Origin of the sequence: Pseudomonas sp. P7758 (assembly GCF_013386485.1) — a bacterium.
GTDB lineage: Bacteria > Pseudomonadota > Gammaproteobacteria > Pseudomonadales > Pseudomonadaceae > Aquipseudomonas.
On sequence record NZ_JACARS010000062.1, the window covers coordinates 12,930 to 25,579 of the forward strand.

The window sequence follows — 12,650 nt, forward strand, 5'->3', positions numbered from 1 at the left end:
GCAGGAGCGCTCCATGATTCAGCTCACCGCTGATCGCACCCCGGCTGGCACCAGTTATCTGGCGACCGGCCAAGGCCAGCCTGTGGTTTTGATCCACGGCGTGGGCCTGAATAAAGAAATGTGGGGCGGGCAAGTCGTTGGCCTGGCCACGAATTATCGCGTGATCACCTATGACATGCTGGGCCATGGCGCCAGCCCACGCCCGGCTGCCGGCACCCCGCTGCTGGGGTATGCCGACCAGTTGCTGGAACTGCTCGACCACCTGCAACTGCCTCAGGCAACGGTGATCGGGTTTTCCATGGGCGGCCTGGTTGCGCGGGCGTTTGCCTTGCATTACCCCGAACGCCTGCAAGGCCTGGTGGTGCTCAACAGTGTGTTCAACCGCAGCGCCGAACAGCGTGCCGGGGTGATCGCACGCACTGCCCAGGCCGCCGAGCATGGCCCGGATGCGAATGCCGAAGCCGCGCTGTCACGCTGGTTCAGCCGCGAGTACCAGGCAGCCAACCCGGCGCAGATCGCTGCGCTGCGTGAAACCCTGGCGGGCAACGACCCCCAGGGCTACCTCACCACGTACGAGCTGTTCGCGACCCAGGACATGTACCGCGCCGACGACCTTAAGGGTTTGCGCACGCCGACCCTGGTCGCCACCGGTGAACTCGACCCGGGCTCGACCCCGGAGATGGCCCGGCAACTGGCCGATCGCATTCCCGGTGCGACGGTTGCAGTGCTGGCCGAGCAACGGCATATGATGCCAGTGGAATCGCCGCGGCTGGTCAACCAACTGCTGCTGGGCTTTCTTGACACGGTGTACACCCAAAAAAATCCAATAAAGGGGATCGTTGCATGACACTCGCACGCTTCCAGATGTGCATCGGCGGTGAATGGGTCGATGCCCTGTCCGGCAAGACTTTCGACAGCCTCAACCCGGCCCTGGCCGAACCCTGGGCGCAACTGCCCGACGCCGACGAGACGGATGTGGAGCGCGCCGTGCAGGCCGCGCAAAGCGCCTTCGACAGCCCGGCCTGGCGTGGCCTCACCGCTACCGCGCGGGGCAAACTGCTGCGCCGCCTGGGAGATTTGATTGCCGAAAACAAGGAACAACTGGCACAGCTCGAAAGCCGCGACAATGGCAAGCTGATCCGCGAGACACGCGGTCAGGTCAGTTACCTGCCGGAGTTCTTCCATTACACGGCAGGCCTGGCCGACAAGCTTGAGGGCGGCACCCTGCCGCTGGACAAGCCGGACCTCTTCGCCTACACCGTGCACGAAGCCATGGGCGTGGTGGCCGCGATCATTCCATGGAACAGCCCGCTGTACTTGACCGCGATCAAACTCGCGCCGGCCCTGGCAGCGGGTAATACCATCGTGATCAAACCGTCGGAGCACGCCTCGGCGACCATCCTCGAACTGGCGCGCCTGGCCCTGGAGGCTGGCATTCCGCCGGGCGTGGTCAATGTGGTGACTGGCTACGGCCCAAGCACCGGCGCCGCCCTCACCCGCCACCCTTTGGTGCGCAAGATCGCCTTTACCGGCGGCGCAGCCACGGCGCGGCACGTAGTACGCAGCAGCGCCGAGAACTTCGCCAAGCTGTCGCTGGAACTGGGCGGCAAGTCACCGAACATCATCTTTGCCGATGCCGACCTCGACAGCGCCATCAATGGTGCGATTGCCGGGATATACGCGGCGTCGGGGCAAAGCTGTGTGTCTGGCTCGCGCCTGCTGGTGCAGGATGAAATCTACGACGAATTCGTCGAGCGCCTGGTAGAGCGCGCCAAACGCATTCGCATCGGCAACCCGCAGGACGACGCCAGTGAAATGGGCCCCATGGCCACCGCACAGCAACTGGCCGTGGTCGAAGGCCTGGTGGCGGATGCCATCGCTGAAGGTGCGCGCCTGCGTACCGGTGGCAAGCGTCCGCAGAACCTGGGCGAAGGCTGGTTCTATGAGCCGACCCTGTTCGAGTGCGACCGCAACTCGATGAAGATCATGCAGGAAGAAGTGTTCGGCCCAGTGGCCTCGGTCATCCGTTTCAAGGACGAAGCCGAAGCCCTGGCCATCGCCAACGACTCTCAGTTCGGCCTCGCCGCCGGCATCTGGACCCGCGACCTCGGTCGTGCCCACCGCCTGGCCCGCGACGTGCGTTCGGGGATTATCTGGGTCAACACCTACCGCGCCGTCTCGGCCATGGCGCCCATTGGCGGCTTCAAGAACAGCGGCTATGGACGTGAAAGTGGCATCGATTCGGTACTGGCTTACACCGAGCTGAAGACGGTGTGGATCAACCTTTCCCAGGCGCCCATGCCTGATCCTTTTGTGATGCGTTAAGAGACCCCGACCATGATCGAACCCGGCATTTACAAAGACGTCATGAGTTCATTCCCGTCCGGGGTGACGGTCGTCACTACCCTCGACCCGGATGGCGGCATCGTCGGCATCACCGCCAGCGCATTCAGTGCGCTGTCGATCGACCCGGCACTGGTCCTGTTCTGCCCCAACTATGCATCGGACACCTATCCGATCCTGCGCGACAGCAAGCGCTTTGCGATTCATTTGCTGTCCGCCGACCAGACCGCCGAAGCCTATGCCTTTGCCAGCAAGGGCAAGGAAAAGGCCAAGGGCATCGAGTGGCACTTGAGCGAACTGGGCAATCCGCTGCTGGCCAAGGCCACGGCGATCATCGAGTGCGAGTTGTGGCGCGAATACGACGGTGGCGATCACGCGATCATCGTCGGAGCGGTGAAAAACCTGATCCTGCCCGAGCAACCGGTCACACCGATGATCTACCACAAGGGCAAGCTGGGCCCGCTGCCCACCCTGGCCTGAGGAGCTGATTGATGAGCGACGACAAGTACCAACGGGGCCTGAAAATCCGTACGCAAGTGCTGGGCGAAGCCTATGTGCAACGTTCGATCGAGAACGCCGACGACTTCACTCGCCCCCTGCAGGAGATGGTCACCGAATACTGCTGGGGCCATGTGTGGGGCCGTGAGGGTTTGTCGCTTAAAGAACGCAGCATGATAAACTTGGCGATGATTTCGGCCCTCAATCGGCCCCATGAACTCAAGCTGCACGTGCGCGGCGCCTTGCGTAACGGGCTGAGTCGTGAACAAATACGCGAAATTCTGCTTCAGGTCGGCATTTATTGCGGGGTTCCCGCCGCCGTGGACAGTTTCCGACTGGCCCGTGAAGCCTTCGCCGAAACCGACGCCGAGGCCTCCAGTTAACCGCAACATTCAGAGCAGCCCCCATGAAACGCCTGCCACTCGACGACAGCTTCAAGGTCAATCACAACCCGGTCACCCTGCGCGAAATCGTGCTGGCAAAACTGCGCAGCGCCATCATGAACTTCCAACTGCTGCCGGGTGACCGCCTGGTGGAACGCGACCTTTGCGACCGCCTCGGCGTCAGCCGCACCTCGGTGCGCGAAGCCTTGCGCCACCTGGAGTCCGAAGGCCTGGTGGAGTTCGCCGATGCCAAGGGCCCGCAAGTGGCGATCATCACCCTGGCCGATGCCGTCGACATCTATGAACTGCGTTGCGTGCTCGAAGGCTTGATCGTGCAGTTGTTCACCCTGCGCGCCAAGGCCAAGGACATCAAGGCACTGGAAAAAGCCCTCGAGGAAAACCGCAAGGCCCTCAAGGACGGTGAGCTGCAACAGGTCATTGATTCGGTACAAGGATTCTACGACGTGTTGCTCGAAGGCTCCGGCAACCACGTGGCGGCCACCCAACTGCGTCAGTTGCAGGCACGTATCAGCTACTTGCGCGCGACCTCGGTATCCCAGGAAAACCGTCGCGGTACCAGCAACCAGGAAATGGAGCGTATGGTCCAGGCGATCAAGAGCGGCGACCCGCTCGCCGCCCACCAGGCCTGTGTCGACCACGTGCGCGCCGCCGCCGCCGTGGCCCTGGATTACCTCAAGCGCAAGCAGGAAGAGACCGGCAAGATCCCCGAGATCACACTGCCCATCGCCCTCAAAGAACCGCGCATAGGTCACTGACCATGCCCAGCCCCAGTTTTTGCCCGACATGTGGCAGCAGTGACCTCGGTCACCAGCTGCCACCGGGTGATACCCATGAGCGCCTGATGTGCCGGGGCTGCGGCTACATCCACTACATCAACCCGAAGATTATCGCCGGCTGCATCATCGAGCAGGACGGCAAATATCTGCTTTGCCAGCGGGCCATCCCGCCGCGTCCTGGCACCTGGACGCTGCCGGCCGGCTTCATGGAAGGTGGCGAAACCACTGAACAGGCCGCACTACGCGAAGTCTGGGAAGAAAGCGGCGTACGCGCGGAGATCCTCTCGCCCTACTCGATTTTCAGCGTGCCGAAGATCAGCGAGGTGTACATCATCTTCCGCGCCATCGCGCTGCAGATCACCGGCCAGTTCGGGCCGGAGACCCTCGACTACAAGTTCTTCGCGCCCGAGGACATTCCCTGGGACAGCATCTACTACCCGGCGATCCGGCAGATCCTCGAGCGTTATATCGAGGAACGCCAGGCTGGGGTGTATGGCATCTACATCGGTAACGACGACAGCGGCAAGATTCACTTCATCCGCTGATCGTCAGACCCGACACGGATCAAAAATGTGATGTATGCCTGATACCCCTAAGGCACCAGCCCTTCCACGATGATGATCTGCGCCTCGCCCGCCCCTTCACGACGCGCCTTTGCCTCCTGATACTCCGCAGACTCATAACAGGCCAGCGCCTGCTCGTAGCTGTCGAACTCGATCACCACATTACGTTGCCTGGCAGGCCCGCCTTCCATCGCGGCGCTGCGCCCGCCCCTGGCCAGGAAGCGCCCGCCAAACTTCGCGAAGGCCGCAGGCGCGCGCTGGGTGTACTGCGTGTACTGCTCTGCATCGGACACATTTACATGAGCAATCCAGTAAGCCTTCATCGTGACATCCTCTTGCTTGGTTTTGTGGTATACCATAATACATACAACCAATAAATCGAGCAGCCACCATGTCTTTCAACAACATCGCAGACATCATCGAAGACTACCGCCAAGGCAAAATGGTGCTCCTGGTGGACGACGAGGATCGGGAGAACGAAGGCGACCTGTTGCTGCCCGCGGTGTGCTGCACCGCCGAGACTATCAGCTTCATGGCCCGGGAAGCGCGTGGCCTGATTTGCCTGACCCTCACCGACGAACACTGCCAGCGCCTCGGCCTGCAGCAGATGGTGCCGAGCAATGGCAGCGTGTTCAGCACCGCGTTTACCGTGTCCATCGAAGCCGCCACCGGCGTGACTACCGGCATCTCCGCCGCCGACCGGGCGCGCACGGTGGCCGCGGCCGTGAATGCCGATGCGGGGCCGGCCGACATCGTGCAACCGGGGCATATTTTCCCGTTGCGCGCCAAGGATGGCGGCGTGTTGACGCGCGCCGGGCACACCGAAGCCGGTTGCGACCTGGCGCGCCTGGCCGGGCACACACCAGCCTCGGTGATCGTCGAAGTGATGAACGATGACGGCACCATGGCACGTCGCCCTGACCTTGAGGTGTTCGCGCACAAGCATGGGATCAAGATCGGCACCATCGCCGATCTGATCCACTACCGCCTCAGTACCGAGCGCACCGTAGTGCGCATCGGCGAGCGCGACCTGCCCACAGTGCACGGCACGTTCCGCCTGATCACCTTTGAGGACCGCATTGATGGCGGCGTGCACATGGCGATGGTCATGGGGCAGTTACACCGCGACACGCCCGCCCTGGTGCGCGTGCACGTGATCGACCCGCTGCGCGACCTGGTGGGCGCCGAGTATAGCGGCCCCTCCAACTGGACCTTATGGGCCGCCCTGCAACGCGTCGCCGCAGAAGGCAGCGGCGTGGTGGTGGTGCTGGCCAATCATGAATCCTCCCAGGCCCTGCTCGAACGCGTCCCGCAGTTGACCCAGACGCCGCGCCAGTTCAGCCGTTCGCAGTCGCGGATCTATTCGGAAGTCGGCACCGGCGCGCAGATATTGCAGGACCTTGGCGTCTGCAAGCTGCGCCACCTTGGCCCTCCGCTGAAATACGCCGGGCTGACAGGCTACGACCTGGAGGTGGTGGAGAGCATTCCGTTCACCGAATGACGGATAACCGGTAAGGCAAAGTGCTTGCACAAAGCTTGGAATACCATAATATGATATTCCATCGACCGAGTACTTTTGCCAAGTGCGCATGCCAGGGATAGCGCCAGTAACAAGCCTTGGTACGGTCGACTTTTGAGGCTTCGCAATAGAGGCTTCGAGAGACCTACTGCTCCCGATAGGCGGGCATTACCAGGCCCGCTCAATAACAAAACAAATGAGGGCGTGAAAATGGTGTTGAACAAACGTGCAACCGCGATGCTGTTCGCGGGTTTGCTGGCCACGGCCACTCACGCGGCCCTGGCGGCCGAAAGCGTCAATTTCGTGAGCTGGGGCGGTAGCACCCAGGATGCGCAAAAGCAGGCGTGGGCCGATCCTTTCAGCAAGGCCAGCGGGATCACTGTGGTGCAGGACGGTCCCACCGACTATGGCAAGCTCAAGGCCATGGTCGAGAGCGGCAACGTGCAGTGGGACGTGGTAGACGTGGAGGCTGACTTCGCCTTGCGCGCCGCCGCTGAAGGGCTGCTCGAACCCCTGGATTTTTCGGTGATCCAGCGCGACAAGATCGACCCGCGGTTTGTCTCCGACCATGGCGTCGGCTCGTTTTTCTTCTCCTTCGTACTCGGCTACAACGAGGGCAAGCTCGGCGCTGGCAAGCCACAGGACTGGGCCGCGCTGTTCGACACCAAAACCTACCCCGGCAAACGTGCCCTCTACAAATGGCCAAGCCCTGGCGTACTCGAACTGGCGCTGCTGGCTGACGGCGTTCCCGCCGACAAGCTCTACCCCCTGGACCTGGACCGCGCCTTCAAGAAACTCGACACCATCAAGAAAGACATCGTCTGGTGGGGCGGCGGCGCACAGTCCCAGCAACTGCTGGCCTCGGGCGAAGTCAGCATGGGTCAGTTCTGGAACGGCCGCATTCATGCCCTGCAGGAAGATGGCGCACCCGTAGGCGTAAGCTGGAAACAGAATCTGGTGATGGCGGACATCCTGGTCGTGCCTAAAGGCAGCAAAAACAAAGGCGCGGCGATGAAGTTCCTGGCCAGTGCCAGCAGCGCCAAGGGCCAGGCCGACTTCTCTAACCTGACCGCTTATGCACCGGTGAACATCGACAGTGTGCAGCGCCTGGACTCAGTGCTGGCGCCCAACCTGCCGACGGCGTATGCCAAGGACCAGATCACCCTCGATTTCGCCTACTGGGCCAAGAACGGTCCGGCCATTGCGACACGGTGGAATGAATGGCTAGTCAAATGAAAATGACGGCAACCACGCCGACCGGGAGCGCCCTCGGCGTTGCTGGCGCAGTTTCCTGCAAACCAGGTGCGCCATCCCTGGCGCAGCGCTGGCGGGGGTCGAGCAACCTGATCCCGGCGCTGCTGTTCCTCGGCCTGTTCTTCCTCGCGCCGCTGATCGGCCTGTTGCTGCGCGGCGTGCTGGAGCCCGTACCGGGCCTTGGCAACTATGAGCAACTGTTCGCTAACTCGGCATACGCCCGGGTACTGCTCAATACCTTTTCGGTGGCCGGCCTGGTGACCCTGTTCAGCCTGTTGCTGGGCTTCCCGCTGGCCTGGGTGATTACCCTGGTACCACGCGGCTGGGGGCGCTGGATCCTGAACATCGTGCTGCTGTCGATGTGGACCAGCCTGCTCGCCCGCACCTATTCATGGCTGGTATTGCTGCAAGCCTCCGGGGTGATCAACAAGGCACTGATGGCGATGGGCATCATCGACCAGCCGCTGGAGATGGTGCACAACCTGACCGGCGTGGTGATCGGTATGAGCTACATCATGATCCCGTTCATTGTGCTGCCATTGCAGGCAACCATGCAGGCCATCGACCCGATGATCCTGCAGGCCGGCTCCATCTGCGGTGCCAGCCCTTGGACCAACTTCTTCCGGGTGTTCCTGCCGCTGTGCCGACCGGGGTTGTTTTCCGGCGGCTTGATGGTGTTTGTGATGTCCCTCGGTTACTACGTCACCCCGGCGCTGCTCGGCGGCGCGCAGAACATGATGCTGCCTGAGTTCATCATCCAGCAGGTGCAGTCGTTCCTCAACTGGGGCCTGGCGAGTGCCGGCGCCGCATTGCTGATCTTTATCACGCTGGTGCTGTTCTACTTCTACCTGAAGCTTCAGCCGGAATCCCCGGTTGGCGCCAGCAACGCGAGGTAAGCCGTCATGCTCCTGACTTCCAATGCCATGAGCCGCAGGATGCGCCTGGGCCTCTACACCACCACCGGCATGATTGGCCTGTTCTTGCTGTTGCCGATCGTGTTCATCGTGTTGCTGTCGTTCGGCTCGTCCCAATGGCTGGTGTTCCCGCCACCGGGCTGGACGCTGAAATGGTACGGCCAGTTCTTCTCCAATGCCGACTGGATGAACGCGGCGGTAGCGAGCCTCAAGGTTGCGGTACTGACCACCGTGTTCGCCGTGGCGCTGGGCCTGCCCACCGCATTTGCCCTGGTGCGTGGGCGATTTCCTGGCCGCGAGTTGCTCTACGGCCTGTTCACCCTGCCGATGATCGTGCCGTTGGTGATCATCGCGGTGGCGGTGTACGCACTGTTCCTCAAGCTCGGCTATACCGGCACGATGTTCGCCTTTGTAGTGAGCCATGTGATTGTCGCGCTGCCGTTCACCATTATCTCGATCATCAACTCGCTCAAGCTGTTCGACCAATCGATTGAAGATGCGGCGGTGATCTGCGGCGCATCGCGCCTGCAGGCCGTATTCAAGGTGACATTCCCGGCGATTCGCCCGGGAATGGTGGCCGGCGCGTTGTTCGCCTTTCTCGTCTCATGGGACGAAGTGGTGCTCAGCGTGATGATGGCCAGCCCGACCCTGCAAACCCTTCCCGTAAAAATGTGGACCACCCTGCGCCAGGACCTGACGCCTGTGATTGCCGTCGCCTCGACGTTGCTGATCGGCCTCTCGGTGCTCGTCATGGTCATCGCCGCCGCCCTTCGCCGGCGCACAGAAACCCGCGCTTGAGCGCCCAGGAGCAAGACATGAGTGCAGTGATCCAAGATACCGCGCAAAACCATGGCCAACCCCTGGTCAGCTTGCGCAACCTGAACAAGTACTACGGTGAATTTGCCGCCGTGGATAACATCTCGCTGGACATCAAGGACGGCGAATTCCTGACCTTCCTCGGCTCCAGCGGCTCTGGCAAAAGCACCACCCTGTCGATGCTCGCAGGCTTTGAAACGCCAAGCAGCGGCGAGATTCTGGTGAGCGGCCAATCCCTGGTCAATGTGCCGCCGCACAAACGCGACATCGGCATGGTGTTCCAACGTTACTCGCTGTTCCCGCATTTGTCGGTGCGCGACAACATCGCCTTCCCCCTGGCGATTCGCAAACTGGCCAGCGCCGAGCGCGAGAAGCGCGTCGACGCCATGCTCAAGCTGGTGCAGCTTGAGCAATTTGCCCATCGCCGCCCTTCGCAACTCTCCGGCGGCCAGCAGCAACGCGTCGCCATCGCGCGGGCGCTGGTGTACGAGCCGCGCATCCTGCTGATGGACGAACCCCTCGGCGCCCTCGACAAAAAACTGCGTGAAGACCTGCAGGACGAACTGCGCCAATTACATCGGCGCCTGGGCATAACCATCGTCTACGTAACCCACGACCAGGAAGAAGCCATGCGCCTGTCCCAGCGCATCGCGATTTTCAGCCACGGCAAGATTGTCGGCCTGGGCAGTGGCTACGACCTGTACCAGAACCCGCCAAATGCGTTTGTAGCCTCGTTCCTCGGTAACTCCAACTTCCTCAAGCTCAAGGCGCAGGGGAATGCGGTGGCATCGTTTGAAGGCCAATCGCTGTCGATCCGCCTGACCAGCGGCTTGCAAACCGAGCAGGAGGTGCTGTTGATGGTACGCCCGGAAAAAGCCTTGGCGCTGAGTGTCGAGCAAGCTACCGAGCAGGCATTGGCGGCGGGTTGGAATGAGGTGTCAGCGATTGTAGGCGAGGTGCTGTTCCTCGGCGAAAGCCAGACCTGCACCGTGAAAACCCTTGGCGGCACCTCGATGACAGTCAAGGCGTTGTCTGCTGCGGGCATGCCACTCAAGGCCGGCGACCCGGTGCGCGTGCGCTGGGCCACGGCGGATGCTTGCGTCTATACCGCATGGGCTGAAAGCGATCTGAACAAGGCCGCCGGCGCCCATTGAGTCACCCTTGGGCCGCCACAACGTCGGGTTGTGGCGGCCTTTTTTTGCCTGCTAACATTGGACTTGGCCGGATGTCATTGATCATCAAGCCAGCTTGCTACAAGGATACGGCTGCATCGGCAGGCCTTAACTGCAGATAAAAAAATGCCCGGCATTGGCCGGGCATTTCAGTTCATTCGATGATCAGTCGGTATAGCCCAACTTTACCGTCCTCATCTTCCGGCTATGCTCGCGCGTCGCCAGGCAGTAATACAGCGGACACGTCACCACCAACCCCACCAGCCACGACAGGTCTGCGCCCTCTACCAGATTGGCCCATGGCCCCACGTACAGCGACGTATTGGCAAACGGCAGTTGCACGATGATGCCGATGAAATACGCCACGATCGCATGCAGGTTAAAGCGTCCGTAAACCCCGCCGTCCGCCTGAAAGATCGACGCAATGTCATAGGCGCCACGCTTGATGATGTAGAAATCGATCAGGTTGATCGACGCCCACGGCACCAGCACCAATAGCAGCGCAAGGATCAGGCCGATAAATTGCGAGATGAAGTCCGCCGACGCGCCCAATGCCACCACGCAGCATCCGGCCAGCACCACGCTGGACAGCACCACACGCACTTTGATGCCGGGTGTCCACTGGCTGGCGAAGGTCTGGATCGAGGTGATGATCGACAGCACCGCACCATACAGATTCAGGGCGTTGTGGCTGATGATATTGAGCAGAAACAGCACCATCAGGATCGACCCCAGCCAGCCGGTGGCTTGCTTGACCGCGACCATCGCCTCAGTGCCTTCGGGTGTCGCCAGGGCGGCGACCAAGCCAAAGGAGAACGACAAAATGGTGCCGAGAGTGGCCCCCAGGTAGGTGGCGACAAAGGGTCGGGTGATGCCGATATCAGCCGGCAGGTAGCGCGAATAATCGCTGGTATAGGGGGAGAAGCTGATCTGCCAGATCACTCCCAACGACACCGTCGCCAGCCAGCCGGCCGGATTGAAGCCGCCACGGGTGAGGAAGTCTGCCGGCAGGTCGTGGGAAAAAATGTAGAGGAAACCCGCCAGCAATGCGCTGCCCATCACCCAGGTGCCGATGCGGTTCAGGGTATGGATAAAGCGATAGCCGATCACGCCAATGGCCGTGGCGCTGAGCGCGCCGATCAGGATGCTGGCCGGCACCGGTACCGACGGCACGATGCCGACGATGGACTTGCCCGCCAGCACAATGTTGGAGATGAAAAAGCCAATGTAGATCAGGGCCGCGAAGAAAACGATCAGCAGCGCTCCGTAGCGCCCGAACTGACCCCGGCTCTGCACCATCTGCGGGATGCCCATGCGCGGGCCCTGGGCCGACGCGAGGGCAATGACAATACCGCCGAGCATGTGCCCGAGGGCAATCGCCAGCAGCCCCCACACCAGGTTGAGATGGAACACCTGAGTCACCATAGCGCCGGTGACGATGGGCAGCGGTGCAATGTTGGTGCTGAACCATAGGGTGAACAGGTCGCGGGCCTTTCCATGGCGCTCCGCGAGGGGGACGTAATCGACCGTGTGATTCTCGATCAGGGGATCTTGCCGGGACATCTGGGGCATGGAAATGAACTCGCGTTTGTCTGATCTTATAGTTGTTTGACGCCAAACCGGGGGAGCTCTCTGGCCACCCCCATACGAACACCATATTATGGTATTCCAACATTTTCACAAGACTGATCCGTAGTCCTGGCACGCATCTGATCCGCTATTGTGCCACACGGCCCCTCTTCATTCAGCGGGCTAACCCCCGTATTCATTGGCTATAAGACCAAAGGTCAACGTTCATCGGCCGCCTGAAAAAGCCCTTGATTAGATTGTATTACGGTATACCATCAGACCTACAAATCTATAAAATCCGCTTCACCCTACGAGGACCGTCCCATGATCGATGCCGCCATCTACAAACAAGTGATGGGGTCGTTTCCGTCCGGAGTCACCGTGATCACCACGCTCGATGATGACGGGCAGATAGTCGGACTTACCGCCAGTGCGTTCAGCTCGTTGTCCATGGAGCCGGCCCTGGTGCTGTTCTGCCCCAACTACAGTTCCGACTCCTATCCGGTGCTGATCAAGAATCAGCGCTTTGCCATTCATGTGCTGTCCGGTGGGCAGCAAAGCGAAGCCTATGCTTTTGCGCGCAAGGGCAAAGACAAGGCGCAGGGCATCGAATGGACGTTGAGTGAACTGGGCAACCCGATCCTCGCCAATGCCACGGCGGTGATCGAGTGCGAGTTGTGGCGTGAGTATGAAGGCGGTGACCATGCAATCATGGTCGGTGCGGTGAAGAACCTGATCGTGCCCCGGCAGAACGCCGGGCCACTGGTGTATTGCCACGGCAAGATGGGCGCCCTGCCCGCCATTGCCTGATCGTTACCGTTG

At 61.2% G+C, this 12,650-nt stretch carries 14 protein-coding genes; 12 read left to right on the forward strand and 2 right to left on the reverse strand.

Annotated features, from left to right (window positions below):
* Window positions 1–13 precede the first annotated feature (13 nt).
* The 6 genes from HX873_RS13640 to HX873_RS13665 are packed head-to-tail and all read left to right on the forward strand — an operon-like array spanning window position 14 to window position 4,566.
* Window positions 14–847 carry an alpha/beta fold hydrolase gene (locus tag HX873_RS13640; RefSeq protein WP_087694299.1) on the forward strand — a complete coding sequence of 278 codons (834 nt, stop codon included), beginning with the start codon at window positions 14–16 and terminating at the stop codon, window positions 845–847.
* Complete coding sequence (locus HX873_RS13645) at window positions 844–2,325, forward strand: aldehyde dehydrogenase (RefSeq protein WP_087694300.1); 1,482 nt, start codon at window positions 844–846, stop codon at window positions 2,323–2,325. Before HX873_RS13640 ends, HX873_RS13645 begins: the two co-directional genes overlap by 4 nt.
* Before the next feature lie 12 nt (window positions 2,326–2,337).
* Window positions 2,338–2,823, forward strand: a complete 486-nt coding sequence (locus HX873_RS13650) for a flavin reductase family protein (protein ID WP_010567340.1) — start codon at window positions 2,338–2,340, stop codon at window positions 2,821–2,823.
* 11 nt (window positions 2,824–2,834) lie between these two features.
* Window positions 2,835–3,224 (forward strand): carboxymuconolactone decarboxylase family protein, encoded by a 390-nt coding sequence (locus tag HX873_RS13655; protein ID WP_087694301.1) that lies wholly within the window; start codon window positions 2,835–2,837, stop codon window positions 3,222–3,224.
* A gap of 23 nt (window positions 3,225–3,247) precedes the next feature.
* On the forward strand, window positions 3,248–4,000 hold the full coding sequence (locus HX873_RS13660) for a GntR family transcriptional regulator (protein ID WP_087694302.1): 753 nt from the start codon (window positions 3,248–3,250) through the stop codon (window positions 3,998–4,000).
* Window positions 4,001–4,002: 2 nt separating this feature from the next.
* Window positions 4,003–4,566 carry an NUDIX hydrolase gene (locus HX873_RS13665; protein ID WP_087694303.1) on the forward strand — a complete coding sequence of 188 codons (564 nt, stop codon included), beginning with the start codon at window positions 4,003–4,005 and terminating at the stop codon, window positions 4,564–4,566.
* A gap of 47 nt (window positions 4,567–4,613) precedes the next feature.
* Here HX873_RS13665 and HX873_RS13670 read toward each other — a convergent pair whose 3' ends face one another.
* On the reverse strand, window positions 4,614–4,907 hold the full coding sequence (locus HX873_RS13670; RefSeq protein WP_087694313.1) for a DUF1330 domain-containing protein: 294 nt from the start codon (window positions 4,905–4,907) through the stop codon (window positions 4,614–4,616).
* Between the two features lie 68 nt (window positions 4,908–4,975).
* Here HX873_RS13670 and ribBA point away from each other — a divergent pair, with 68 nt between their 5' ends.
* The 5 genes from ribBA (at window position 4,976) to HX873_RS13695 (ending at window position 10,241) form a co-directional block, all read left to right on the forward strand.
* A complete protein-coding gene (gene ribBA, locus HX873_RS13675) occupies window positions 4,976–6,085 on the forward strand; it encodes a bifunctional 3,4-dihydroxy-2-butanone-4-phosphate synthase/GTP cyclohydrolase II (RefSeq protein WP_087694304.1) in 1,110 nt (369 codons plus the stop codon).
* Window positions 6,086–6,313: 228 nt separating this feature from the next.
* Window positions 6,314–7,339, forward strand: a complete 1,026-nt coding sequence (locus HX873_RS13680; RefSeq protein WP_087694314.1) for an ABC transporter substrate-binding protein — start codon at window positions 6,314–6,316, stop codon at window positions 7,337–7,339.
* Window positions 7,336–8,253 (forward strand): ABC transporter permease, encoded by a 918-nt coding sequence (locus HX873_RS13685; protein ID WP_168197505.1) that lies wholly within the window; start codon window positions 7,336–7,338, stop codon window positions 8,251–8,253. Before HX873_RS13680 ends, HX873_RS13685 begins: the two co-directional genes overlap by 4 nt.
* A 6-nt stretch (window positions 8,254–8,259) precedes the next feature.
* The gene (locus HX873_RS13690; RefSeq protein WP_087694306.1) at window positions 8,260–9,069 is read left to right on the forward strand and encodes an ABC transporter permease; all 810 of its coding nucleotides are present in this window, start codon (window positions 8,260–8,262) and stop codon (window positions 9,067–9,069) included.
* A 17-nt stretch (window positions 9,070–9,086) separates the two neighbouring features.
* Window positions 9,087–10,241: an ABC transporter ATP-binding protein gene (locus HX873_RS13695; protein ID WP_087694307.1), complete on the forward strand. Its 1,155-nt coding sequence runs from the start codon at window positions 9,087–9,089 to the stop codon at window positions 10,239–10,241.
* Between the two features lie 183 nt (window positions 10,242–10,424).
* On the opposite strand, the gene HX873_RS13700 is transcribed toward HX873_RS13695, so the two are convergent.
* The gene (locus HX873_RS13700) at window positions 10,425–11,831 is read right to left on the reverse strand and encodes a cytosine permease (protein WP_087694308.1); all 1,407 of its coding nucleotides are present in this window, start codon (window positions 11,829–11,831) and stop codon (window positions 10,425–10,427) included.
* A 321-nt stretch (window positions 11,832–12,152) separates the two neighbouring features.
* Between HX873_RS13700 and HX873_RS13705 the strand changes: the two genes are divergently transcribed.
* Window positions 12,153–12,638, forward strand: coding sequence for a flavin reductase family protein (locus tag HX873_RS13705; protein WP_087694309.1), 486 nt, complete (start codon window positions 12,153–12,155; stop codon window positions 12,636–12,638).
* Window positions 12,639–12,650: the final 12 nt, after the last annotated feature.